The sequence below is a fragment of the Moritella sp. PE36 genome (assembly GCF_000170855.1).
Classification (GTDB): Bacteria; Pseudomonadota; Gammaproteobacteria; order Enterobacterales; family Moritellaceae; genus Moritella.
The window spans coordinates 1-26,139 of sequence record NZ_ABCQ01000008.1 but is presented as its reverse complement, the minus strand read 5'-3'; the positions used below and the strand labels follow the sequence as shown (position 1 = coordinate 26,139).

Sequence of the window (26,139 nt, the reverse complement as noted above, 5' to 3'; positions counted from 1 at the left end):
TTCTTTAATTTGTACTGCTAATCGCGTGTTTTATGTTCTTGGGCTTAAGTGAATGCCTGCGATCATGCAGCGGATCGAGCCACCGGCTAATTCGATAGTCGGTACGCTAAAGCCTAATATATTTGAGTGTTTTTCAATGCGTTCAATTTGATCTGGTGTTAATGCATCTTTCGCACGTTGCGACATAACCAAGTGGCTATTGCCGTTACCTGTGAGTTCGATAGCGTTACCCGCAAAGTTATCAATTTGGTCGAAGCTCAGTTCTATCACTTCAATACCAGATTCTTCTAAACGCTGCCTTACCGCTGCGCGACGTGCTTCATTTGGGATCATGTCTAAACAAATAAGCGCGTATTGAGACGCTACACACATCATCACATTGGTATGATAAATCGCAGTGCCTGTGGCATCAGCCGTTTCAAACGCCATTGGTTCGTATTGGAATGTGGTACAGAAGCGTTCAAGGATCACTTCGCTAGAACGGTTTGATTTAGCTGTGTAGGCGATGCGGTTAACGTTATCAAGTACCATCGCACCAGTGCCTTCAAGAAACAGGTTATCCCACTCTAAACCAGAGAAGTCGATAACATCTTGCACACGATACTGCGCTTTTAACATTTCAATAATGTCACTGCGGCGTTCGCGTCGGCGGTTTTGTGAAAACATTGGGTATAGGGCAACATGGCCGCCACTGTGGGTCGAGAACCAGTTGTTTGGAAATACTGAATCTGGTGTATCACGATCACCAAAATCATCAAATACATGGACGTTGATGCCGTTCTCGTTTAATCCAGCAACCACGATATCAAATTCGTTTTTAGCTTGTAGTGATATACCGCTGCGATTTAACTCAAGCGAGTCTTGTTCATCGAGGCCGGTTTTTTGAAAAGCATTATCAACTGCAGTTTCTGGGTTCGAGAAGAATTTCCATGGTCGAACCATTACAACTGAACTTGGCGCTTGGATTAAAGCCATACTACTTCCTTTTTATAAAACCATGTTTTAAAAACATGTCATTAACAAACTTGTCATTAACAAAATAAGCGTTTTGCAAAACTATGCAACTGCATAAACAATATGCCAGACATTGATTAAAGTCAATTAACGGCCGGAACGAGGACCGACTGTCGGCGCTCGAAATAACGCCGTAATGGCTATTTAAGCTATGTTAATGTGTTGTAAATACTGAACTTTATTATTTGTTAATAAATTATAAAATTTGTTATGGAATGTGATGGGGTTATCGGTTTTTTATATTGCTTGGAGTTGTAATGGCGGTAGTAATGAGGGAAATTAAGAGGTGGTTTGGGTTATTGTGTTATCAGAAATGCATATTGGCGGAATAAATGATGGCTTGTTTTTAGAATGAATGATGGTTTGTTAGAGGTATAGCAAACCATCATTATCAGTACTGTTTCTAAAGCAGAGTGGTTATTGCGCTAATAGTTTAACCAGCGTTTGCTCATATATTTCAGCTAATTGCTCAATATCAGCGATCTTCACACATTCATTTACTTTGTGGATTGTCGCGTTCACAGGGCCTAATTCAACCACCTGTGCACCGGTTGGCGCGATGAAACGACCATCTGATGTGCCACCAGAGGTAGATAGTTCTGATGGGTAACCACACACACTTTCAATTGAATCGGTAATGGCGTTTAGCAAGTTCCCCGGCTCAGTTAAGAATGGTTGGCCACTGTGGATCCAGCTGATCTCGTAGTTTAAACCGTGTTTTGCAAAGATGCCTTCAATGCGGTATTTGATTAAGTCCGCTGTTAGCTCGGTAGAATAACGCAGGTTAAACTGACAGGTCGCTTCGCCCGGTACGATATTACTTGCACCCGCGCCACTGCGGATGTCGGTGATTTGCAGTGTTGTTGCAGGGAAGTACTCATTACCCTGATCCCATACCACTTGGCTTAGTTCAGTCAATGCTGGCGCTAGCTTGTGAATTGGGTTGTCGGCAAGGTGTGGGTAAGCCACGTGACCTTGAATACCTTTCACTACTATGTCACCGGTTAATGAACCACGACGACCGTTTTTAACGATATCACCGACTTTGTTGGTGCTTGATGGTTCTCCGACAATACACCAGTCGATTTTTTCGTTACGCGCTTCTAATGTATCAATCACACGGGTTGTGCCATTGATAAACGGGCCTTCTTCATCACTGGTGATCAGTAGGGCAATCGAACCTTGGTGATTTGGATTGTCGTTGACGAAGTTTTCGACCGCCACTAAGAATGACGCGATAGAGCCTTTCATGTCTGCTGCGCCACGACCGTGTAAATAACCATCGATAACGGTAGGGACGAACGGGTCAGTATCCCAATCTTCGATTTTACCGACAGGTACTACATCGGTATGACCGGCGAAGCAAAATACTGGGGCAGCGGTACCGCGACGAGCCCAAAGATTAGTGGTGTCTTCAAATACCATGGTTTCGATAGTGAAACCTAGGCCTTCAAGACGTTCGATGATCATTTGCTGACAACCGGCATCTTCGGGTGTCACTGATTTACGACTAAGTAGATCTTTGGCAAGTTGTAATACTAAACTGTCTGACATGAGTAATTCCTTTTTACAGCATATTGTTAGCACTGACTTATGTTTAGGTCAGTGCTGTAAGTACTTTTGATTAATAGTGTTCTGGCTTATTTCGACTTTTTACTTTGACCCTTTATTTAGTAAAGAGCGCCGCATAAGTGTCGGCTTTAAAGCCTAAGGTAAGTTGACCGTCTACCTCAAGAATTGGACGTTTGATCATCGCTGGCTGTTCAATTAACAACTCGATAGCTGTTGCTTCTGTTAGCCCAGCTTTTTGTTCATCGGTTAATTTGCGATAAGTAGTGCCGCGTTTATTTAGTACTTGTTCCCAACCCAGTGTTTCACACCAAGCGATCAGCTGTGCTTTATCTAAACCGTTAACGCGGTGATCGTGAAATGTGAATTCCAGTTCGTTTGCTTCTAACCATTTCTTGGCTTTTTTAATGGTGTCGCAGTTTTTAATTCCGTACATCACAGTCGTCATTTCAATTCCTATTTTCTTTGGCTTTTTCTGTAAACGTTATGCCGCCCAGTATATACCTAAGTAGCTTAGGTATAAATAACTGGCTGATAATTGGTAGTCAAAAACGAAACCAAATTACAAAACACGATCCGAATGAATGGCTGAATACGGGTTAACTGACTGTTGTTGGGCCTGTGGATCGTTTATGTCTGTAATTTGCGAGCTAGCTCCTTTGCAATAGACATTGTTTTTCTTACTCTGTCTGCATTGTTTATTTATACAAGGATGTAGATTAGTTATGTCACAACAGTCTGTTATTCAGATCGCTTTAATTGAAGATGATGAGATTGTGCGTTTGGCTATTAGTCAACGACTCCAGCTCGCTGGCTATGATGTTATCGAATGTGCAGATGGTGAGTCGGCACTAAGCCTCATTCCAACAGGCTTCCCTGGCATTGTTATTTCTGATGTGCGTTTGCCTGATATTTCAGGGTTAGCCTTGTTACCGCAGTTATTAGCTAATAACCCCGAAATGCCGGTTATTTTGATGACTGGTCATGGTGACATTAATATGGCCGTTAATGCATTACGTGATGGTGCATTTGATTTCTTAGAAAAGCCTTTTGATCCCGATAAATTAATTGAAACAGTCGGCTGTGCAATTGAAAAACGCCAGTTACAACTCGGTGCGAATAAGCGTGAGGAATATTTACAGCAGGCACAAGGTTTAGATCAGATCCTGATCGGCTCTAGTCCTGGTATGGTTGAATTACGGCAACAGTTGGTTAAAATCGCCAATATCGATACCAACGTCATTATTTATGGTGATACCGGTTGTGGTAAAGAGTTGGTCGCAGATTGCTTACATAAAGTCAGCACTCGTTCGCAAGGTAACTTCGTGGCGTTAAATTGTGCCGCGATCCCGGAAGCGTTATTTGAAAGTGAGCTATTTGGTCACGAAGCAGGGGCTTTTACTGGCGCCATCAAAAAGCGAATTGGTAAGCTAGAATATGCAGATAAAGGCACGCTGTTTTTAGATGAAATAGAAAGTATGCCACTTAACATGCAGATCAAGATGTTACGTATTTTACAAGAAAAGCTAATTGTGCGTGTTGGTGGTAATAAATCGATTGCGATTGATGTACGGGTTATTGCCGCCGCAAAAGAAAGTTTGAAAGACAATCAAGGGTTTCGCCAAGATCTGTTTTACCGTTTGAACGTTGCCCAGTTATATTTACCGCCATTGCGTGAGCGTGGTGAAGATATTTTATTATTATTTGAGCACTACGTTAATTTGGCCAACATCCATGCCAAGCCGTTATCTGGACTGGATGAAAAAACCCTGTTGGCGTACGGCTGGCCAGGTAATGTGCGTGAATTGATTAACGTCGCGACCCGTTTCGGGTTAGATGCGTCGTTAACCGTGGCGGATATTTTAGTCACCAAGCCGCTTGCAAGTATTGATTCTAGCGCTAGTGAGTTGTCACTAGCTATGCAAACTCAAAACTTTGAGAGGAAGGTTATTGCTGAAGCATTACGAACACATAAAGGCAGTATCATCGAGGTAATGGATATACTTGATTTACCACGCCGCACTTTAAATCAGAAAATGCAAAAGTATGACCTGCATCGAGCGGACTATATTTAACTATTTTTAATTCTTCGTGCTAGTTTGGCTAGCTGTAGATTTCATCAAAGTGGCAATATCTTGCTTATTGCCCTTTATTTATCCTCTCTATCTCATTTCACATTACTTATTACGGCTTGTGAACTACCTCTTTAGTATGTGTTTTTTGCTTGCTTATCTTATATTTCAAACTTGAATTATAAATACGTTATGTTTTTATATTGTTAATGTGATGTTTATCTCCTTACTGCAGTGATGAGCTGTTTATTGCTTATCAAAAATCGCCATATAGGCGTAATCTTGCTTACTTATCCGCTTTATTTTATTTTTACTGTTAATTAACAGTAACTTAACATTTGGCACTCTTGTTGCAATATGTCATGCATAACGGAAGTGATGACATTACCTCGTGTCGACAAGCGATATGAAATGTAATGCGATTGGTGTTAACAATACTCTTTATGATAACAATGTAATAACAAGGAAAGACCATGTTTAAAGGAATGTTAAAAAAATCATTAATAGTCACTAGTGTAATACTTGGCTTGGCAACGACCTCTGCAATCGCGGCAGAAAAGCGCAGTTATATCCTCACAACAGCATCGACGGGGGGCACCTATTATCCAGTGGGTGTCGCACTCGCGACATTAAGCAAGATTAAACTTGAGCCAAAATATGGTTTTTCATTAGCCGCTATTAGCTCTGCTGGTTCGGGTGAAAATATAAAATTACTGAGTGACAATGAAGCGCAATTTGCCATCCTACAAGGTTTGTATGGCGCTTGGGCTTGGCAAGGCGAGGGACAATTCAAACAAACAGGCCCACAGAAAAACCTACGTTCAGTCAGCATGCTGTGGCAAAACGTGGAACATTTTGTGGTGCGCAGTTCGTTAGTTGAAACCGGAACCATGAGTGACTTGAATAATTTAAAAGGTAAAAAATTCTCAATCGGTAAGAAAAATTCGGGTACCGAGCACTCGGGCCGTCAGATCATGAGTGGCGTTAACGTTGATGTAAATAATTTTAACCTTGCCTATTTAGGCTATAGCTCAAGTACCGACGCGATGCAGAATGGCGCGATTGATGGTATGAATATTCCAGCGGGTATGCCTGTGGGTGCGATCACACGTGCATTTGCTGCGATGGGTGATGATATCTCATTATTGGAATTTACCGACGAACAAATTAAACAAGCAAACAGTGAATATCCGCTGTGGACTAAATTTACCATCCCTGCAAATACTTACCCAAGTCAAAGCAAAGCCGTGACGACGATAGCTCAGCCTAACTTCTTAGCGGTGCGTGATGATGTATCTGAAGAAGATGTTTATCTATTAACCAAAAATATCTATGAAAACCTACCGTTCTTAAACAGTATCCATAAAGCCACGAAAGCGATGGCTGTCGAAAAAGCCATTAAAGGTCTACCCGTACCACTACATCCTGGTGCTGCGCGTTATTACCAAGAAATCGGTTTAACAATTCCTGCTGAATTACTACCAACAGCACTGTAACAAACAACATTAAATATTGATAAGGACTGCTGCCGCGATGGCAGCAGTCAACAAGGAATTTGTTATGGACAAGCAGGTCGAAGAAAAGCTAGAACAATTTGAGTCAGCTACCCGCACGGACTTTCCCTGGGTAACCGCGTTTATATCAGGGTGTGGTGTGGTGTTGTCGATATTACACATCTGGTTTAATACGTTTGCCACGATCCCTGAATTATGGGCATCTGCGACTCACTTTGCTGGGTTTTCGGTTATTTGTGCACTTTGGTATCCAGCGCATAAAAGTCTAAAAAGCAGTAAGTTGGCACTCGGTGTTGATATTGTTATTGCGCTGGCTGCACTTGCTTGTTTAGCGTATATCCCCTTTGCTGAGGATGCGTTGTATGCACGCGGTGTGCGCTTTGTTACCAGCGATTGGGTATTTTCAATCATGGCTATTATCATTGTATTGGAATTGATCCGCCGTACTATTGGTTGGTTTATTCCGGTATTAATTATGATTTCGTTGACCTATGTGGTGTGGTGGGGTCAGTTAGTACCCGGTATGTTCCATTTTCCAGGGTTAAGTGTAGAAACATTATTGTATCGCAGCTTTTATAGTTCAGAGGGTATGTTTGGGGCCATCTCACGTATCAGCTGGAGCTTTGTGTTCATGTTCATTTTGTTCGGTGCTTTTCTGGTTCGTTCTGGGGTGGGTGATTACATCATTAACCTTTCTCGCGCAGCGGCAAACAAGGTGATTGGCGGCCCTGGGTTTATCGCTGTCATCGCATCTGGATTAATGGGTTCGGTATCCGGTTCAAGTGTAGCAAACACGGTATCAACGGGTGTTATTACTATTCCGTTAATGCGTAAAGCGGGTTTCCCTGCGCGATTTGCAGCCGGTGTTGAAGCCGCGGCATCAACAGGTGGGCAGATCATGCCGCCAGTGATGGGCGCGGGTGCGTTTATTATGGCCTCTTATACGCAAGTGCCGTATGTGGATATCATTGCGGTATCGGTTGTACCAGCATTAATCTATTTTCTCTCTGTCGCTTTTTTTGTTCGCATCGAAGCCAAGCGCAGTAACATTCAACAAATCACCGCCTCTGATGAATCATTAGCAAAAGTATTTATATCGGGTTGGTATAACCTGATCCCATTGGCTGTATTGGTATTTTTATTAGTCTCTGGATTCACCCCAACATACGCCGCTGGTTTATCCATTATTTCAGTGGTCGTTGCCTCTTGGTTATCACCGAATAAAATGGGTTTTAAAGCAGTCTTTGAAGCGCTAGAACAAGGCGCGCGTAACATGGCAACAACCGCGGTATTACTGGTTGGTATTGGTCTTGTTGTTAATGTGATTAGTACTACCGGTGTTGGTAATACCTTTTCGTTAATGATCAACGAATGGGCGGATGGCAGCTTGATGCTAATGCTAGCCTTGATTGCACTGGCGTCATTGATCTTAGGCATGGGCCTACCAGTGACGGCGGCTTACATTGTGTTAGGGACTTTATCGGCACCCGCACTCTATACGTTATTAGCGGAAGGCCAATTAATTCAAATGTTAATGGATGGCCAATTACCAGCGCAAGCGCAAGGTATATTTATGTTAGCTGCACCGGAGCAAATGGCGGCATTAACGCAGCCGATGTCGCAGGTTCAAGCTGAGAGCTTATTAAGCTTAGTACCAATTGACTTTATGGGCACCTTGTTAGAGCAAGGTCTAGGGTTAGAAAAGGTAGCATTAGTGTTATTATCGGCGCATTTAATTATCTTCTGGTTATCGCAAGACAGTAACGTTACGCCACCTGTTTGTTTAACCGCATTTGCTGCAGCGACAATTGCAGGTACACCACCAATGCGTACCGGCTTAACCGCTTGGAAGATCGCAAAAGGACTGTACTTAGTACCGATATTAATGGCTTATACTTCGCTCGTGAGCTGGGATGTTATGACGGTTATCACCGTAGGCTTTTTTGCCATCATAGGTACTTATGCGTTTATCGCCGGAATCGAAGGTTACTTAGAAAGTGAATTGAATATCTTCTTGCGTGGTTTTTCATTATTACTGGGTTTAGCGCTGACATGGCCTGATTTACCATTAGTGGTGAGGGTTGTTGCGACGCTTAGTTTTGTGGGATTATTTATTTACAGTCATCGCCGTTATAAATCAGTGGTGACGACTCCAGCAGCCGTTGCTACTGTTGCTGTTTCTTAAGGTAAGGATAATGAAGATGACGTTGACTACACCGAGCCCGGATATTAATAGTTCGGATAAAAATGACCCTGAAACTAATAACCCGGATAATAGCGTTTATGATTACATTATTATCGGTGGTGGTATTGTCGGTGTATCAACAGCGTGGCAATTACAACAACGAGAGCCTGAAAAACGGATATTATTAATCGAAAAGGAAGGCAAGTTATCACAACATCAAACCGGGCATAATAGTGGTGTGATCCATGCCGGAGTTTATTATGAGCCGGGTAGTATGAAAGCCAATTTTTGTAAGGCGGGCGTTACTGCGACCAAAGCATTTTGTGAAAAACATGATATTCCGGTTGAAAACTGCGGCAAACTTTTAGTCGCCACCAGTGTATTAGAGTTACAACGGATGGAAGCGCTGTATAAGCGTTGCAGTGATAATGGCATTGAGGTCGAATTGCTTGATGCTGCTGGACTCGCTGAAAAAGAGCCTAACATTACTGGATTAGGCGCAATTTTTGTGTCTTCAACCAGTATCGTTAACTACCGCTTAGTCACCGAGAAAATGGCGGAACAGTTCTGTGCGCTTGGTGGTAATATCGCGCTGGATACTGAAGTGACGCACTTAATCGAAACCAGTGATCAGATTAACGTCCAGTGCCAACAGAAAGCGACATTGGGGCATACCTTCAAAGGGCTTAATTATGTCGCTAAATTCTTAATTACCTGTTCTGGTTTAATGGCGGATAGGGTAACGAAGATGTTGAATATTGATACCGAATTTCAGATCATTCCTTATCGTGGTGAATACTATCGTTTGCAGTCTCAGCATAACAACATTGTGAATCATTTGATTTATCCCATTCCAGATCCGGAACTGCCATTTTTGGGCGTGCATTTAACCCGTATGATTGATGGTTCGGTGACTGTTGGGCCCAATGCGGTACAAGGCTGGAAGCGAGAAGGCTATGGCAAGATCAATATAGATTTACGTGATATCAGTGAAATGATTAAGTTTCCTGGCTTTTGGCGCGTCAGTGCGAAAAACCTAAAAACTGGTTTAATTGAAACCAAGAATTCCTGGTGGAAACCGGGTTATTTGAAGTTAGTTAATAAGTATTGTCCGATCTTGAAGGTCACGGACTTAGAGGATTACCCAGCAGGTATTCGTGCACAAGCGGTACTAAAAGATGGCACTTTAGTGCATGATTTTCTGTTTGCAGAGAGTCCACGTAGCTTACATGTTTGTAATGCGCCATCACCGGCAGCTACGTCTGCGATCCCCATCGGTGATTATATTTGTAATAAAGTGGCGGATAAACTGATTGCGGAAAATGCCGCTTAAGCTGAATTCGAGTTACGCGTTGATATTATAAGCGGTTTCATTTAGCCAAACTTCTTCTCATGTGCCTGTAATGTTCTTTCCACTTTTTGTAACGCAGCTAATATTTTGTCGGCTATTGATGGCGATAGATTTTTGCTGCCTAACAAGCTTGATGAATGTGCTGCACAAAGGTTTTCTGCATCAGTCCATTGCTGCGTCAATTGAATAGCCCAATTTCGAAAGTCAGTTGCAGCGCCTGCTCGTTTTTCTAATGTTTGCGCTAATGTCATATGAAATGAGATTTGCGGTTTTTTGAGCACGCCAATGATGCTTGGAAATTTTAAGTACATTAGCGTATCGTCTGCATGAATGGTTTTAGAGGCCTTGTGGTAGGCGAGCACGGATGAAAAATGTAAGTTTTCATTTGCGGAAATAAAGTCTACACCTGCCGGTACTGAAAATTCAAAATCGTCGGCAAACAAAGCGGCAAATTCATTTGATTCAGTAAGCTGTGCTTGCCAAGGTAAGTCCGGGAATTTGTCTAAGTGACGCTGGGTGCCATAGAGTTTGGCATTTGGATATGACTCATGTACCTTTTGCACATGTATGGTATGAAAAGGGTGTAAATTAATAATGGCGTCGAGATCAGCGCCATTATTGGTTAATGCATCAACTTGGTTTTTTAACTTACCTTGCAAAGTATAGGCATCTAACAGCACAAATTTACCGTTTTTACAGCGTACTATGGAGGCGTGAGTACCAATATTTATGATGCCGCCAATCTTAAAATCGCCGCGTATATTCCAAAAGTTATCCGCAATATTTAGTATGTGTTCACTCATCAGCTTTTTTACCTCAATATCAGCTTAACGTCCACGATAAGGGCGTTATTTATATTGACCGTATTATGTCACCCTCAATTAGGTGTATATATCTAATTGAGCGTATTAACTTTAGTTAATTACTTTTAATGATCACTCGCTTGCAGTGTTAACGTAAATGTCATGCCTGTTTGTTCAGTATTATTCCTCGCCGTGATCTCACCTTGCATATCGCGCATAATATTGGCGGTTATCGACAGTCCTAAACCAAGTCCTTCACCGATTTTCTTACTGGTATAAAAGGGTTCAAAGAGGTGCTCAAGTGCGTCCTCGTCGACACCCGTGCCATTATCCGTAAAAGTGATGATGATCATATCCTGCTGTTGAGAAGCGCTAATCAATAATCTTGGCTGTGTGGTGTGCTGCATTGCCGCCGCGGCATTACTGACTAAATTTGAGAATACCTGATGTAGTCGGTGTGGCTCTGCGAGCACTTGCGGGAGGTAGTCTGCCACATCAACGACGATATCAATCTTGGTTAGTTTAGGCTGTTGCAATGTGAATACTTCGGCCAATGTCTCGGTTGTTGAGGTCGCTATCAAGCGTTCGGGGCGGTTGAAGGCAAATACTTTAAGTTGCGCTGTCATGGATAGCATACGTTTAACAAGTTTGTCGATTAACACCATATTAGAGCGCAGCACTTTGGTATTCCCTTGCTCTAAAAATAATATGTTACTTGATAGTAAGGTTCTAATACCTGTTAACGGCTGGTTTAATTCATGGTTAATGGCACTCGACATGCGCCCAAGGGCTGCCATTTTACTGCTCAATAATAATTCTTCTTGGGCGGTATAAAGTTCGGCTGCGATCTCTTGCACCCTAGATTCAAGTTGGGTATTGGCTTGTGACAGAGCGTGTTCCGCGCGTTTACGTTTACTGATATCAACAAAGGTCATCAGCGAACCGCGCTGTTGTGACCAAGCCAGTGGGGTTATGGACAGTAATGCTGGGAAGTCGTTACCCTGGTGATTATTTACAAATACTTCCATTCCGGTGATAGTCGGGATCACCGCGAGATCATGTAATTGCGTAACGACATGTTGATTATCAGCATGCTGAGTGAGCAACTTGCTAGCATGTAAGCTATTGGAGTCATCGTTTTTTAATCCAAAGTAACGCATCGCGGTTGGATTGATATAACTAATGCTACGATCGTTATTGAGTAACACCAACCCGACATTGGTCCCTGTGATCATCTGCATTAACGCCGCATTAGAATAAAGTTTCTGCCTACGTTCATGGCGATATAATAGAATTGATAGTAGCAGTGACATTAGAATAGCTGCGATGAAGCCTGCTATATCAACGGTTTTATATAAATTTATTAAGGGTGTTAGGTAATAAATATGCCACTTTAGATCGTCCAACTGAACCTGCTGCACTTGATAATCGCTATTATTAATTTTCCAGTTATAGATATTAGCGTTATTGCTGAGTTGGCGAGTTTTAATGCCTATCGTTCCTCGCGTATTCATTTCTGTTGCCGAAATTTGCGGATGGCTCGATAAAAAGAACTGATTTTTGGCATTACTGATGAGAATAAATTCATTGGCAGTAAGCCAGGGTTCACTTAATGCGGTCAAATCAACTTCAACAGCGGCAATCCCGATCAGTTTACCGTTAAGGTTGATTGGTAAGCTTAAATAATAATTAGCAGTACCATTAGCAATATAGCTTGAGGTTAGTACGCCTTTGTCAATATCCAGTTCACCCGTTTTATTACGTAAGTTCGCGGTAATATTGTCGGCTTTTTTCGCGTCCCAGTTGGCGTTATGGCGGCTTGATACTAATAACGAACCATCTGGTTTTAGTAAATACCAGCCCTTGGTGTTTGCCGCTTTATCAAACTGAGTTAATGCGCGTTTAATCTTTGTTGTCGATATGTCAGGGTTGGTGAGTACAGCGGTAATATTTTCTTGTTCTGCGATGAGGTAAGGGAGGTATTTGTAGCTAGCGAGTACGCGCCTAATATCAACAACATAAGTAAGTAATTGATTCTCTGCCTGCTCTCGACTTGAATCTAATAGCCAGTCTTTACATATTTCACGTACCGTAAATGTAGTTGCTATCACGCAGCCCAAAATGACACTGGCTATAATTTTAAACTTATTTGACACCGACACACACCACAGTAGAAAAAAGGATAAGTTAACAATTTTTCGCGCATAAAACTGGCTTTGTAATCACACTTAATTGGATCAATAGGTATCGTTCTATATTAATACGCATCTATTTCATATTAATACACAGCTATCTGATATTAATATGCTGCAAGTTAGTAAGGATCCGTTGGTTTGAGTATATAGTGGGGTTATCTTGTTCAGGCTATTCACGTTTTAGGTTAGTAGCCAATGCTGTTGGAGTAACGACGAAGTGAAAATGATTTCCGGTCTTAAAGACATTATTAACGAGTTTGATACCTTTATTTTGGATCAATGGGGCGTACTGCATAATGGCGGTGATGCGTTTCCAAAAGCAATTGAGACCTTAGCGTTTTTAAAACAGCATGGCAAAAAAGTGGTGATCTTATCGAACAGTGGTAATACCCACCATTTCTCATATCAGCGTTTAACCGATTCGGGTATCAGTCGTGATCTGTATATCGATGTGCTGACATCTGGCGACCACATGCGCCACAATTTTAACCAGGGTAAATTTGCTCACTTGGGGTCTCACGCGTTGGTGTTTGGCTGGGGCGATGGTATTAACGGTACTGTGCTAGAAGACTGCGGTTTAACCAGTGTCGGTATAGAAGACGCATCATTTATCATGTGTTACGGCGTTGAGCGTGGCACTGTGGCTGAATACCAAGCCGACCTGGATATTGCCTATGCACGTGGACTAGAAATGATAGTAAGTAATCCCGACCTTGTGGCGATGAGTCCTGACGGCGGGTTAAAACTTTGCCCCGGTTCTATCGCTAATGCGTATGCTGGAATGGGCGGTAAGGTACATTGGCACGGTAAACCACAAGCTGAAGTGTATGACATGTGTCGTACCTTGTTAGGCGGCTGGGATAAGGCCATTGCGGTCGGCGATAGTTTAGAGCATGACATCCGCGGCGCGAATACAGCTGGTATTGCTAGTTTGTTTTTAACCACGGGTATTCATGCTGACGAACTTAACGAAAAAGTGGCGAATAAAGACGATGTGATTGCCGCGTCTGTGGTGGCTGATTTAAGCCGTGAGTTTGACGTGCTGCCGAGTCATTATATTGATTGGTTTCAAGTCGATTAATTACTGTTTATGGTTTGTATATTCCAGTTTCAACAGCTAACCTATTATTAACGTTAATATATTAGCTAAAGGGAAATCTGATGGAACTGGATATAAGACAAACCGTGATCGTGGCGATTTTGGTGTTGTTTTTAGGTAAATACCTGACACGCAAAGTCGCTTTTTTACAAGAGTATAATATCCCCGAGCCTGTTTCTGGCGGTCTGATCGCATCCATTCTATTTGCTATTCTCTATGGCGCCTTTGATATCGAATTACAATTTTCGTTAGCGGTGCGTGATAGCTTACTGATTGTATTCTTCACTATTATTGGCCTGTCCTCGCGTTTTTCAACCTTGCTGAAAGGCGGTAAACCGTTAATCATCTTACTGGTGATCGCGGTTATTTATCTGTTTGTACAAAACTTCACGGGTTTAACCGTGGCGCAGTTTACCCAGCAGTTACCAGAAATTGGTATTATCGGCGGTTCAGTATCACTCAGTGGCGGACACGGTACTGCGATTGCGTGGGCACCACTGTTTGTTGAGAAATACAATATTAGCAATGCCATGGAGATTGGTATTGCCTGTGCGACATTTGGTTTGATCCTTGGCGGTGTGATTGGTGGTCCGATTGCCAAATACTTAATTAGTCATCATCAGCTAGAGCCCAGCAGAGAACCTGAACTGACGGTGGGTACGCTGCATCAAAGCAAGCCGCAAGCCAAGGGGAAATCGACAGTTCCGCTTGACCCGCAGCCAATCACTGCGCCGATTGATTACCATCATATGCTCAATTCCATACTGATTATCAGCATAAGCATAGGTTTAGGATTGGGGCTGAATGTCGTAATTGCTAACTTGGGCTTACATTTACCTGAGTTTGTCACTTGTCTATTTGCTGGCATCATAGTGATTAATTTAGGTCCCGTGATCATGCCTAAACTAACGTGGCCAGAGCGTAGTCGTTCATTAGCGTTGATCTCAGATCTGAGTTTAGGGCTGTTCTTGGCCATGTCGTTAATGAGTTTACAGCTGTGGACGCTTGGTGGCTTAGGCGGACCAATTTTAATCATGCTGACCGCACAAGTGGTGATCGTCACTGGTTTTGTTATTCTTGTGGTGTTTCCCTTGATGGGCAAAGATTATGACGCGGCGGTGATGTCAGCAGGTTATGCGGGGCTGGCGTTGGGCGCTACGCCAACGGCGATTGCTAATATGACGGCGGTGACCGAGAAGTTTGGTGCTTCGGCAAAAGCCTTTGTGGTGGTGCCGCTAGTGGGCGCATTCTTTATTGATATTGCCAACGCACTTATTATTCAGCTGTTATTGGATATCTTTGCGTCATAATGAAAAAGGGCAGTCCGTGATGGATATGCCCTTTGCTTATCTGATTCAAACAGGTCTAGTTTGGACTTCCCCAAATATTCACTAATTCAGTTAAGCCTGCACCTACGCTTGTGTCTGGTGTGATGTAGACATAACTTGCTTTATTAGTAGCTGTTGCTTGGCCGTTAGCCAGTGGCATTAAGATGTCGTTAATGAACGGCGTTAAAAAATGGCTGTTGGCTGGATTTACCCCTGCCGCTTTCGGGAAATAAATCATGTTTTCGTTATGACGACCCGACATAGTTGCTACCGGATCTTTTTCTCGCACCATATTGATCACGTTGTTGTAACGCATTTTATTGGCAAACGCATGGATGTACTTTTCAATAATACGCGTTGCTGGTGACGAGAATACCCGTGTTAATACGCCAGTTCTCACACCAGCATCAATCGCAGTATAGGCACCAAGTGAATGTCCGGTTAATACCACATTATACGTTTTAGCTGCATTTGAGGCTTTATAACCACGGGTTAATGAAGCTGTGTTAGCCGGGTATTGCGCTAAGATTTGTTGGGTAAAGTTATATGCATCAACTTGCCAATCTTCATCGGTTTCAGAGAGGTTAGCGAGCATGAGTTCGATGTCTTGCATCACATCTCCGCCGCTGCTGGTGCCTTTAAAAGAAATGATGATCTCTTCTTCTAGGTTTTTACTTGGCACTGCAGGTACTTTAATTGCTACGCCGTGTACACCGCTATCACCCACATAAGTCGCAATCACATTCAGTGCCGCACTGTTTGCATCGACCATCAACTGCTGGAAAGTGGCGTTGTCAGTAAACGTGAAGGGATCTGCCCCTTGTTCTGTGCTGTAGACATAGCTGGATGCAAAGGCATAACGCAGCATGTTGTTATAGGCCACCGGTAACTCGGTATTGTTGATTGCTAACGCGTCAGTTTCTGTCATCACAGGGTATTCGTAACCAACTGAACTGTTGGATGCAAAATAAGTGATATTGCTAATAAACGCATCAGAATATTTGTTCACTAAGGTATTACTGCACATGCTGGCTAATACGCTGTGCACTTGTGCGGATGTCACGGGCACAGAATCAATGGCTTTGACGATGAAGTAGTTTTCGGTATCGGCATTATAACTGTTGTCTTTCCAGTAACCGTCGAGCTTGAGGTATTGGTTGCTGGCATTGACCGCCCATGATTTTTTGATTAAATCGGAACGTGAGGCAAAACTGTCTTTCACGCCATAACATTGCAGGTAAGTGCTATCGAGGGCGAAACTGTTAAAACTCAGTGCTGATATTAATAACGTAAAAATAGTGCGCATTGGCAACTCCATGTAATATGCATCGTCATCAAATAACGGTGATTAGAGGGGCAGGTTAGCGTATCTTTTTGAATATTTTTTCAATACAGATCTCATATTTACTTAATGGATCGAAAATACGTGACAGGTGGTCCGATTTGTCGTGATTTTGTGACCAGCAAGAACAATTAAGCATACAGGTGTAAGTCATAATATTATCTATGGTTTAGCCGTAGTTGTTTAAGGTTTTATGTTGTGTATTTTCTGTAGCCCACTCCGCTAACGGTTTAGGACGAGAATAATAAAAACCTTGGGCATAACGACAACCCAATTGTTTTAAACGCTGGGCTTGCTCGGCCGTTTCAACACCTTCAGCTACGATCTCGGCATTGAACACGTTAGTTATTGTTACAATGGCAGCGATGATCGCGGTATGGCTTTTACTCTCTAGCATTTGACTGACAAAAGAGCGATCGACTTTTAATGCATCAAATGGCAGTTGGGTCAGGTAAGCCAGTGATGAATAACCAGTACCAAAGTCATCAATGGCAATATGTATGCCTAAATCACGTAACTGTTCTAAGGTTTTATTTGTCAGCGCTGGTTGGCTGACTAAACGTGATTCGGTGACTTCTAAGGTTAAGTTTGCTGCGGGTAGCTGTGTAGTCGCTAAAATCTGTTTAACCGTCGTCACATAGAGTGGATGGAGTAGTTCACGCACGGATAGGTTAACGTGCAGGGAAAATGCGTTAGGCCAAAGCCCTTTATCAATTTGTTGTTTGGTGTCGGAGCACGCTTGCGTTAAGACCTGTTGACCAATGTCGATGATCATACCGGTACTTTCTGCTAACGGAATAAAGTCCAGTGGTGATACTAAACCACGCGTTGGACTGTGCCAGCGTACCAAGGCTTCAGCACCGCTTACTTGATCCGTTTTAAGGTCAATAATCGGCTGATAATAGACTTGGAATTCATGATTGGTAATTGCGCGTTGCAGCTCCGCTGTTAAGCGTGTTTGCTCTTGAGACGCGGTGATCATGTAGTCTTGATAATGGCAGCTTTGTACTTGCTCTTGTTTAAAAGCATGGGTGAGAGCGAGACTGGAGTTACGTAACCATGCTTCTATATCGATATCGTCGAGCTTACCACTCATGATGCCAGCGTTGGTACTCACTAACACTTCGGTGCCATTGATGAGAAATGGTCGATTAAAATAAGCTAATAGTGTTTCAGCAAAGTCATTACTGTGTTCAAGATCTTTAAAGTCAGGGGTAAAGATCGCAAACGTATCTTTGTCAATTCGGCTAATGACGACACGGTCCGTAATACTCTGTTTTAAACGAGCCGCAATCGCAACCAGTAATTGATCGCTTTTGTGCTGACCTAAACTGTTATTAGTATGGCGGAATGAGCGTAACCCCAGTAAAACTAAAATACCGTGTTGTTGAGTTGTGGGATGGTTAAGTTGTTCAATAAAACCATCACGACTTAATAAACCGGTGAGACTGTCGAATAATAGCTGTTGTCGTAATGTGGTAAATGAATTTTCTAACCGTGAAGACATGGATTTAAATGCTGAGATAAGCTGGGTTGTTTCATGTAGCTTGATGTCTTCTTTAATCGTTACATCCCAGTTATTATGATCAAGTTGTTGTGATATTTCGGCAATGTCCATGATCGGTTGGGTGATAATACGCAGTAAATATAAGCCCATCAGCAAACCAAAGAATGCGAGTATTAGTGCGGCAATTAGACCTACACGTTGTTGACTCGGTAGTCCATCTAACAATACATCTTCTGGTAAAGTAACGATAATAAACCATTGTAAGTTATTGTTTTCATAAGTGGTAATACGACTGAAATAACGAATACCATTGTGGTTAAATTCAAACGACGCTGGCGCATGTTTATTTTGTAATTGTGTATTGGCAATATACAGACCATTGGCGGCAATAAGAGCATTGTTACTTTCTGTTGCCTGGATACGATTGTTATCATCATCTGTTAATGCTGCTTTGAGTGAGTTAGCAACAAGTTTACTTTGATTATCAGTGATGTAAGTAATGCCTTTGAAGTGGCGGTTTTCAGGTTCTATAAAATTAGATAAATGGCGAAGATTAATATCCGTTGCAACGATGCCAAGTAATTCATCGTTATTTATGACCGGCGAAATACTGGAAATGGTAAAAGTATTTTTTTCATCTACATTGCTGTATATCTTTGCCCATCCTGCGGTTTTTGTTTTTGCAAACGGGGCGTACCATGGTCGAATTGTTGGATCATAATTATGAATACTGTGATCGACAATATCATCGCTGCTGGCCCCATGATAAAACTCTAACTCATGATCAGTACGCTTATCTTGTAACATTAACGAAACATCTTGGTTTTCATTTTTACGGAATCCGACATAATCTTTATCTTCACTACCAAATGAGATGGTACTTATTTGTTTTTGTTGATAGTAGATATCACTGATAGCAGAGTGTAGGTAATCTTCTATTTCGGTTAGATCTGAGGCTTGATAAAGTTGATTACGCTGAATGTTGTCAGCTATGGCAAGCGTTGTGTTGAAAGGCTGCTCTAAAAAAAGATCGAGATTAACTTTAATATTTTCTGAGTAGGAGTTTAGCAATTTAGCGCTAATCTTTGACTGCATTCTTTCGTAACTGTTATTTTGAACCAAAGTGATGATGGTGACAGTAAGCAAAAGCAGCAATGTGAACGGTAACATAACCGCACTACGAAGAGTGAGAAGTTTTGGTTTAATCATCAATGTGTTGTTAGACCATTCTGCTGTTTATCATGAAGCTATAGTTACTTAAATTTCGATATTATGCAAAGTTTCAAATTTATAGTTAGAGTTTCATCACAAAAACATAGAATAAATATTGTATGTCTACAAAAAATTAATTATTTATTACCACCATAGTAATAGTAGCCATAAAATCTGATAAGACACTTTATTTATTTTGGCCTGTGGACGCTAATTCAACACTAAATTAGCGTCTTAAATGAGACTGTGATGGGTGCATATCATGCTCGGCTAATAACGATTTCTCAGTGTTGGTATATCCGTATTATATTGCACAAACTCAACTTCGTAGCCATTGGGGTCGAGGAAGTAAATATTTTGACGGTATTCATCGTCCATCCCGTCTTTGGCAATGCTAAAACCAGCGTCGGTTAAGCGCTGTATTACCCCGGCAATATCATCAGTGACATAGGCGAAATGAGCAAGCCCCACTTGGTGCCCAGCTAAGTCGCGGTTTTCACCAACCCCGTTATCGCCAAAAGCGAGATATTGGTAATCATCACCAAAATGGACCCATGTTCTTGGTTTACCTGACCATTCACCCTTATCACCACCACGCACTGACCAATGCGGAAACGCGGCGCGGTAAAACGTTAATGTTTCTTCGATGTCGCGTACGATTAAATTGACGTGCTCTAAATGTATCATAATTATATCCTTTATTTTATGAACGAGGTCGTTATAAATATCAGTGCCTACATTGCGTAACTGTACTTATCTTGCTGAGAATAAGACTGTTGTTGCTGTAGTTGACGAACTTGCCCTAGTGCTTGGCTGTATTGATGTAAGGTATGCAAGCTGTAACCAATACGATGTCGAATACTATTATCACGTTCGCTGAGTTGCGCATCATCTGTGCCTGCATTTAATACATCGCCGACATTACGAATGATCAAGTGATCTGGTATCGGCACTAACTTATTATTTTTACAGCCATTCATTCTTAATTCTGCTATTGGGTATGCACCGCTGATACCGCTAACGACAGACACTAACAGCGCAGGTTTATGTGCGGTGTCATCCAGTGCACACATCATTAAAAAATTCTTCAATATCGGCGTTGCCATGCCTTCCCATTCTGGCGTGATAAGCACGAATGCATCGGCTTTGACTAATGCTTCACTGATGAGTGGCCAATCGCAGCCCGGAGCAGATTTACTTTCGTCATCGCCATCCCAAAAGGGTAGTTGGTATTTACACAGTTCGATATGTTGAACGGTTTTAAATTGGTTTGCTGCATTGGCGATGTAAGCCGCTACTTTTGCACTTTCTGAACTGTTTCTTTGACTGCCGCTGACGATAACTAATTTCATATTTAGTAAACCTTTTTGTTTATTAATTGTTTAGTAAAGTAAACTCTTTACTTAAGTTTGTAAAGGTCAAAGCTGAAATAAAGTAAATAAAAAAGTTTACTTAATATTTTTATCGGTAATAATACTTATATATAACGTGTCCGACGGCACCCCTTATGTGATTGGGGTAGGATTAATCGGAGTCAAAATGAAAGAAAAAACCAGTGATAAAATTCTTAGCCTGCTAAAGGTTGAAGGGGCATTAACCGCCAAGGTGCTTGCCAGTGAATTAGGATTAACGACCATGGGCGTACGCCAGCATTTGCAAGCATTAGAAGATGATGGTGATATTAGCTTTGAAGATAAGAAAGCAGTGCGAGGACGGCCAACACGCTATTGGTCACTGACGGTGCAGAGCAATAGCCATTTCTCAGATCGTCATGAAGAATTGACCGTACAGCTTATCGATTCAGTCAAAGTGATTTTTGGTGATGAAGGGCTTGAGCAACTTATTGCGCATCGAGAACAAGCGTCATTTGTGCTCTATAGTGACAGACTGGCGAGTAAGCCAGATTTACTGGGTAAACTTGAAGTGTTAGCTGAGTTGCGCAGTGAAGAAGGGTATATGGCGACGGTTGTTGTTGGTGATAACATTATTGTTGATGGCGACACTGTTGAAAACAAAACGGTTTATTGGTTGATGGAAAACCATTGTCCTATTTGTGCCGCAGCTTCTAAATGTCTTAATTTTTGTCGTTCAGAATTAAATTTATTTCAAACATTGTTAGCACCGTATGCAACGGTCGAGCGTGAAGAGCATATTGTCGAAGGGGCAAGGCGCTGTGCGTATAAAGTGACTGCGCTGGTGTAAGTAGTACAGTACTGAATAGATAAGTGATTGCATAAATGGCAGCAGCCCACATTAAGCGATTAACGTGGGCTGTTGTATTTATAGCTTTTGGACAGTTGGTATAACTATCTGTTCGGCTAACAGATTAGATGCTTTTAGCTTCTTCGTCTGTTAAGTAACGCCATTCACCTAATTCTAGTGCTGGGTCTAATACGATCTCACCGATCTGTTCACGATGTAAACCAACAACGCTATTGCCTTGGCTTGCAAACATACGTTTAACTTGGTGATATTTACCTTCTTGGATAGTAAGCAATACTTCTTTTTCGCTTAAGATCTCTAATTTTGCAGGTAGGCAAGGTTTGTCTTCGCTACGCAGATGGATACCGGCTTCAAAATCTGCCACTGCTGTTGGTGCAATTGCTTCGGCAAGTTGTACACGGTAACGTTTGTTGCATGCACGCTTAGGTGATGTAACGCGGTGTGACCATTTACCGTCATCGGTGATCAATACTAAACCTGTAGTATCAACGTCAAGGCGACCAGCGATGTGTAATTCTTCACGCTTGTCTGCTTCGATTAGATTCATTACAGATGGGTGTTCTTCATCTACTGTTGAGCAAATTACATCTAATGGTTTATGCATCATGATATAACGCGGTGCACGTTGGCTTAATGACTTACCACTAAACCAAACATCCATGTCTGCTGTTACTTTATGGTCTGCTTTACGTACAACTTCGCCATTAATTTTCACGTTGCTGCGTGCAATTTCACGCTTGGCAAGAGTTCGGGTCAGGTTAGTACTTTGGCAAATAAACTTATCTAAACGCATTTATGTTCAACTTTTGTCTGGTGTTATAGGAATATATCCAAACTGAGCTCGTATTTAGTTCGGTTTGGATAGATGGGCTGATTATCGGCCTTTTTCTCTGTAAGCGCAAAGTATAGTGAACAAATATATTCCCGTAAGTGTGTTTAAATTGTTTTAAGCACTCAGTAATTCGTTAATACGTGCGTCTGCGTTGCTTAATACATCGTCTGCCGAGTTCATCGCGACGCCTTCTGCAAAGATAAATTCGACTTCTGGAATACCGATAAATTTAAGTACTTGCTCTAACCACGGTGCTTGAGTATCTGCTGGTGTGTTGGCATACAGTCCACCACGGGTTGCGATCACATAGGTTTTTGGCATTTTCAGTAATGGTTTTGGGCCTTCTGCTGTGTAGGCAAAGGTTTTACCTGCACGAGCGAGGTGGTCAATCCAAGCTTTCAAGGTTGACGGCACACCAAAGTTATACATAGGCACGGCGATAATTAAGATATCACTGTTACTGACTTCATCAATTAATTGGTCTGATACTGCCGCTGCCGCTTGTTGTTCTATTGTACGCTCTGCTTCCGGTGTGTGGAATGCACTAAAAATAGCCTCGGTTAAGTGTGGTACTTGCGATATATTGAGGTCGCGATAGGTGATTTGTTGCTGTTGAGCATTATCTACATCTAATTTTTCGATTAGTTTTTTTGCAATTTTTGATGATGTTGAATTGTGGCCTTGCAGGCTGCTGTCTATATGTAATACTTTCATTTTCGCTTCCTCGCTTTATGTTGTAGAGTAAGCTTACGGGAAATTAAAAATTAATTAACCGGGTAAATCCAATCTATATCATCGACATTTTAGATGGATTAACACTGTCATTTACACATATGCGTTAAGGAGCATGATGAAAGAGCCAGCGGTGAGTTTAGAGCAATGGTATATCTTTAAGATTGTGGTCGAGCAGGGCAGCTTTCAGGGCGCGGCAGATTACTTAATTAAAAGCCAGAGTTCGATTAGTTATGCGATCCAGAAACTGCAAGATAACCTGGGTGTGCGTTTGTTTGAACAACAGGGCCGTCGCGCAGTGGTCACTGATATGGGTAAGAAGATGCTGACGCAAGCGAATGAATTGTTAACGCAAGCGGCAAGTATCGAACAATTGGCGGGGGAATATAGCGCAGGTTGGGAGCCGCTGTTAAAAGTAATGACAACACAACTGTTCCCGCAGCAATTATTAACTGACGTTCTGGTATTATTTGCTCAACAGTGCACGGTGACCAGCATTGATTTTCAGCAAGGTACATTATCAGGGGTGACGGACGCGGCAACTTATGGCACGGCAGATCTGATTATTAGCAGCCAAATACCCACTGGATTTACGGGAGAGAAATTGTGTCCTGCACAATTATCGCGTTTTGTTCATCATCAGCATCCGTTAGCCTTGTTAAATCGACCGTTAACGCTTGCTGAATTAAAATCCCATGCCCAAATTGTGATGAGTGATTCGAGTGCGCTTCGCAGTGTCGATGCCGGTTGGTTAGGCTCGCAGCAGCGTTGGACGGTGAATAATTTTCATGAGTCGCTTAGCTTGGTTAAACAGGGGGTAGGGCATGCGACTTTACCCGTTAGCCGCATCCAAGATGAATTAGCCAATGGTGAGCTGGTGGAACTTATCATCGAAGATCATGTACGCCTTGATTTGTCGTTATACTTGGTATGCGCCAATAAAAAAACACTTGGTCCTGCTGGCTTGTTGTTTGCTAAATTGTTAAAACAACAAGCCAAGCAATACGTCATTGATATTTAGATCATGCTAAGTTGCGATATAAACTACTGGCGATCACCCACATAATACAACCGACTGTGATGTCGATAATACGTTGTACTTTGGGTTGGTTGAGCCAGTGAGAAAACTTAGCCGCGCTAAAGGCGAGACCATAAAACCATAAGATTGAAGCTAGAATCGTCCCCCCTGTAAAAGCCAGACGATTATCACCACTAAACTGGTTACCGACACTGCCTAACACCACCACGGTATCTAAATACACATGCGGGTTGAGCAACGTCACAGCCAACGTTGCCATAACCACCATTTTTCGTGATTTGTGGGTGCTATCTAATTCGGTTTTTCCGTATTGAGACTGCCAGGCACTGCGAAATGACATGGCGCCATAAACCGATAAAAATATAATGCCGCCCCAAGTGATAACCTGTAATAAGTCAGGGTTTAATGCCAGCAAGCTACCGGCACCAAACACACCTGCGCTGATGAGTAAAGCATCACACAAAATACAGATACTGGCTGTTAACCAATGATGATTGCGCTTGATCCCTTGATTTAAAATATACGCATTTTGCGCGCCGATAGGGATGATCATACTACCGCCAATCAGTAGCCCTTGAATTGTTGCTGTTAGCATAATAAACCTCTAGAAGATGAGATTTGGAGATTACAAAAATTAACGAGATAAGTATAATGAATAATAATTATGATTGATAAGTTATACTTATGTGTCGTGCAGGATGACAAAAAGAGGGAAGAGATGGTGGATTACAAATTACTCAATGCTTTACAGGTGGTGATTGAACAGCAAAGCTTTGAACGTGCTGCGAATGTATTGTGTATTTCACAACCCGCAGTGTCTCAGCGTATTAAGTTATTGGAAGAGTATGTGGCGCAGCCTGTATTGATCCGTAGTCAACCGTTGATCGCGACGGATATTGGTCAGCGTTTGTTAAAGCATTACAAACAAGTGCAGCATTTAGAAGCCGAATTATTACCCAGCATCAGTGCAACTTCGACAGAAAAGTCAGTTGTAATGGCGATTGCAGTGAATGCCGACAGCTTGGCAACCTGGTTTATTCCCGCACTCGCGCCATTATTGAAACAATATCCCATAGAACTTAACTTACATATCATGGATGAAGCGAGAACATTGGAGAAAGTAAAAGCGGGTGAAGCTTTTGGCGCGCTCAGTTTACAAAGCAAGCCCTTGCCGGGTTGTGAAGTAACGTTATTGGGTGAGCTTAATTATGTGCTGGTGGCAACGCCTGAGTTTGTGCTGCAGTATTTACCAGAGGGGATCACGCAGCAAGCTTTGCGTAAAGCACCTGCGGTATCATTTGATCATAAAGACGATATGCACATTAAGTTTATCGAGCAGCATTTTAATTTAGCGGGTGGCAGTTACCCTTGTCATATTGTGCGTTCATCTGAAGCGTTTGTCGCCATGGCCAATGCGGGGGTGGCGTACTGCTTGATCCCTAAATTACAAATCGAAGATGAATTGGCTTCTGGGAAATTAGTCAAAATAACAGAGACACAATTAACAATACCACTCTACTGGCATCGCTGGATCCTGTTGAAAGGATTATATAAACAAGTCTCAGAACAGATTATCGCGGCCGCTAAACACACCATGTAGAGATACGATGGGTTTGGTTCTATAGCGTCAGTACAGAATATCAGGTGTTAGTTTAGTCTGTTTTAGCTTCGATTAAATACTTCGGCTGCATTACGAAAAATAGTACTAATTAGGTTGATGACGGCCTCGATAAGTTCTAGGCTGTTTTGCCCTGTCGCGTAGCCATATACAATAATCAAAGCTAAAAATATAAAAAAAGGTGAAATGGCTTTAATGAATAATTCAAACATGGATAACTCCGAAAGTAAGTTATGTTGATCTAACACTTCCATGTAAGTAAGCTGAAAGTATAATTGATATTTAAAAATTCGCCTGTTTATGCGCCTTTTATTTCGGCAGTGTCTTATATAAATAAGGCGTAATAGTCATTATTTGCTATCACGCCTTGTTCTGATATCCCAGCCAGTCTTAATCGCCAAGCTTAGTGTTTAACGGAACCTGTCACTAGCAGCCAGGGCCACAATCCATACAATGTTTAATCATATCAGGACCTAGGTGTAGTTTCGCATTGAGGTCACGTAA

22 protein-coding genes are annotated in these 26,139 nt (G+C 42.1%); 9 read left to right on the top strand and 13 right to left on the bottom strand.

From position 1 onward, the window contains the following. Positions 1–30: 30 nt before the first annotated feature. The 3 genes from ctlX to PE36_RS07005 all read right to left on the bottom strand — a co-directional run bounded on the left by ctlX (position 31) and on the right by PE36_RS07005 (position 3,031). Positions 31–975, bottom strand: a complete 945-nt coding sequence (gene ctlX, locus PE36_RS07015) for a citrulline utilization hydrolase CtlX (RefSeq protein ID WP_006031278.1) — start codon at positions 973–975, stop codon at positions 31–33. 456 nt (positions 976–1,431) lie between these two features. After that, a complete protein-coding gene (gene dapE, locus PE36_RS07010) occupies positions 1,432–2,568 on the bottom strand; it encodes a succinyl-diaminopimelate desuccinylase (RefSeq protein WP_006031277.1) in 1,137 nt (378 codons plus the stop codon). Between the two features lie 112 nt (positions 2,569–2,680). After that, complete coding sequence (locus PE36_RS07005; protein WP_006031276.1) at positions 2,681–3,031, bottom strand: ArsC family reductase; 351 nt, start codon at positions 3,029–3,031, stop codon at positions 2,681–2,683. A 277-nt stretch (positions 3,032–3,308) separates the two neighbouring features. Between PE36_RS07005 and PE36_RS07000 the strand changes: the two genes are divergently transcribed. The 4 genes from PE36_RS07000 to lhgO all read left to right on the top strand — a co-directional run bounded on the left by PE36_RS07000 (position 3,309) and on the right by lhgO (position 9,687). Beyond that, a complete protein-coding gene (locus PE36_RS07000) occupies positions 3,309–4,658 on the top strand; it encodes a sigma-54 dependent transcriptional regulator (protein WP_006031275.1) in 1,350 nt (449 codons plus the stop codon). A 470-nt stretch (positions 4,659–5,128) separates the two neighbouring features. Then, the gene (locus PE36_RS06995) at positions 5,129–6,151 is read left to right on the top strand and encodes a TAXI family TRAP transporter solute-binding subunit (protein ID WP_006031274.1); all 1,023 of its coding nucleotides are present in this window, start codon (positions 5,129–5,131) and stop codon (positions 6,149–6,151) included. 64 nt (positions 6,152–6,215) lie between these two features. After that, positions 6,216–8,354, top strand: a complete 2,139-nt coding sequence (locus tag PE36_RS06990) for a TRAP transporter permease (RefSeq protein ID WP_043994167.1) — start codon at positions 6,216–6,218, stop codon at positions 8,352–8,354. Between the two features lie 10 nt (positions 8,355–8,364). After that, positions 8,365–9,687 (top strand): L-2-hydroxyglutarate oxidase, encoded by a 1,323-nt coding sequence (lhgO, locus tag PE36_RS06985; RefSeq protein WP_006031272.1) that lies wholly within the window; start codon positions 8,365–8,367, stop codon positions 9,685–9,687. Positions 9,688–9,728: 41 nt separating this feature from the next. Here lhgO and PE36_RS06980 read toward each other — a convergent pair whose 3' ends face one another. Beyond that, positions 9,729–10,508, bottom strand: coding sequence for a hypothetical protein (locus PE36_RS06980; protein WP_006031271.1), 780 nt, complete (start codon positions 10,506–10,508; stop codon positions 9,729–9,731). A 125-nt stretch (positions 10,509–10,633) separates the two neighbouring features. Next, positions 10,634–12,664: an ATP-binding protein gene (locus PE36_RS06975; protein ID WP_043994165.1), complete on the bottom strand. Its 2,031-nt coding sequence runs from the start codon at positions 12,662–12,664 to the stop codon at positions 10,634–10,636. A 262-nt stretch (positions 12,665–12,926) separates the two neighbouring features. On the opposite strand from PE36_RS06975, the gene PE36_RS06970 reads away from it, so the two are divergent. Both PE36_RS06970 and gltS read left to right on the top strand, forming a co-directional pair. Continuing rightward, complete coding sequence (locus PE36_RS06970) at positions 12,927–13,784, top strand: TIGR01459 family HAD-type hydrolase (RefSeq protein WP_006031269.1); 858 nt, start codon at positions 12,927–12,929, stop codon at positions 13,782–13,784. Between the two features lie 80 nt (positions 13,785–13,864). Beyond that, complete coding sequence (gene gltS / locus PE36_RS06965) at positions 13,865–15,112, top strand: sodium/glutamate symporter (RefSeq protein WP_006031268.1); 1,248 nt, start codon at positions 13,865–13,867, stop codon at positions 15,110–15,112. A gap of 55 nt (positions 15,113–15,167) precedes the next feature. Here gltS and PE36_RS06960 read toward each other — a convergent pair whose 3' ends face one another. From PE36_RS06960 to PE36_RS06945, 4 genes are all read right to left on the bottom strand, one after another. Continuing rightward, on the bottom strand, positions 15,168–16,436 hold the full coding sequence (locus PE36_RS06960) for a hypothetical protein (RefSeq protein WP_043994162.1): 1,269 nt from the start codon (positions 16,434–16,436) through the stop codon (positions 15,168–15,170). Between the two features lie 205 nt (positions 16,437–16,641). After that, positions 16,642–19,074, bottom strand: a complete 2,433-nt coding sequence (locus tag PE36_RS06955; protein WP_232286542.1) for an EAL domain-containing protein — start codon at positions 19,072–19,074, stop codon at positions 16,642–16,644. A 387-nt stretch (positions 19,075–19,461) separates the two neighbouring features. After that, on the bottom strand, positions 19,462–19,878 hold the full coding sequence (locus tag PE36_RS06950; protein WP_006031265.1) for a VOC family protein: 417 nt from the start codon (positions 19,876–19,878) through the stop codon (positions 19,462–19,464). 47 nt (positions 19,879–19,925) lie between these two features. Next, positions 19,926–20,543: an NAD(P)H-dependent oxidoreductase gene (locus PE36_RS06945; protein WP_006031264.1), complete on the bottom strand. Its 618-nt coding sequence runs from the start codon at positions 20,541–20,543 to the stop codon at positions 19,926–19,928. 187 nt (positions 20,544–20,730) lie between these two features. Here PE36_RS06945 and PE36_RS06940 point away from each other — a divergent pair, with 187 nt between their 5' ends. Then, entirely contained in the window at positions 20,731–21,393 is a 663-nt protein-coding gene (locus PE36_RS06940; protein ID WP_006031263.1) for a metalloregulator ArsR/SmtB family transcription factor, read from the top strand. 124 nt (positions 21,394–21,517) lie between these two features. Here the strand turns inward: PE36_RS06940 and rsuA are convergent, their stop codons facing one another. Both rsuA and PE36_RS06930 read right to left on the bottom strand, forming a co-directional pair. Next, positions 21,518–22,207, bottom strand: a complete 690-nt coding sequence (rsuA, locus tag PE36_RS06935; protein ID WP_006031262.1) for a 16S rRNA pseudouridine(516) synthase RsuA — start codon at positions 22,205–22,207, stop codon at positions 21,518–21,520. A gap of 153 nt (positions 22,208–22,360) precedes the next feature. After that, complete coding sequence (locus tag PE36_RS06930; RefSeq protein WP_006031261.1) at positions 22,361–22,960, bottom strand: FMN-dependent NADH-azoreductase; 600 nt, start codon at positions 22,958–22,960, stop codon at positions 22,361–22,363. Between the two features lie 133 nt (positions 22,961–23,093). On the opposite strand from PE36_RS06930, the gene PE36_RS06925 reads away from it, so the two are divergent. Beyond that, on the top strand, positions 23,094–23,999 hold the full coding sequence (locus tag PE36_RS06925) for a LysR family transcriptional regulator (protein WP_006031260.1): 906 nt from the start codon (positions 23,094–23,096) through the stop codon (positions 23,997–23,999). 1 nt (position 24,000) lies between these two features. On the opposite strand, the gene lysE is transcribed toward PE36_RS06925, so the two are convergent. After that, complete coding sequence (gene lysE, locus PE36_RS06920) at positions 24,001–24,612, bottom strand: L-lysine exporter (RefSeq protein WP_006031259.1); 612 nt, start codon at positions 24,610–24,612, stop codon at positions 24,001–24,003. Between the two features lie 69 nt (positions 24,613–24,681). On the opposite strand from lysE, the gene PE36_RS06915 reads away from it, so the two are divergent. Next, entirely contained in the window at positions 24,682–25,617 is a 936-nt protein-coding gene (locus tag PE36_RS06915; protein ID WP_006031258.1) for a LysR family transcriptional regulator ArgP, read from the top strand. Positions 25,618–25,679: 62 nt separating this feature from the next. On the opposite strand, the gene PE36_RS06910 is transcribed toward PE36_RS06915, so the two are convergent. Further along, entirely contained in the window at positions 25,680–25,847 is a 168-nt protein-coding gene (locus PE36_RS06910; protein ID WP_043994160.1) for a hypothetical protein, read from the bottom strand. Positions 25,848–26,139 lie beyond the last annotated feature (292 nt).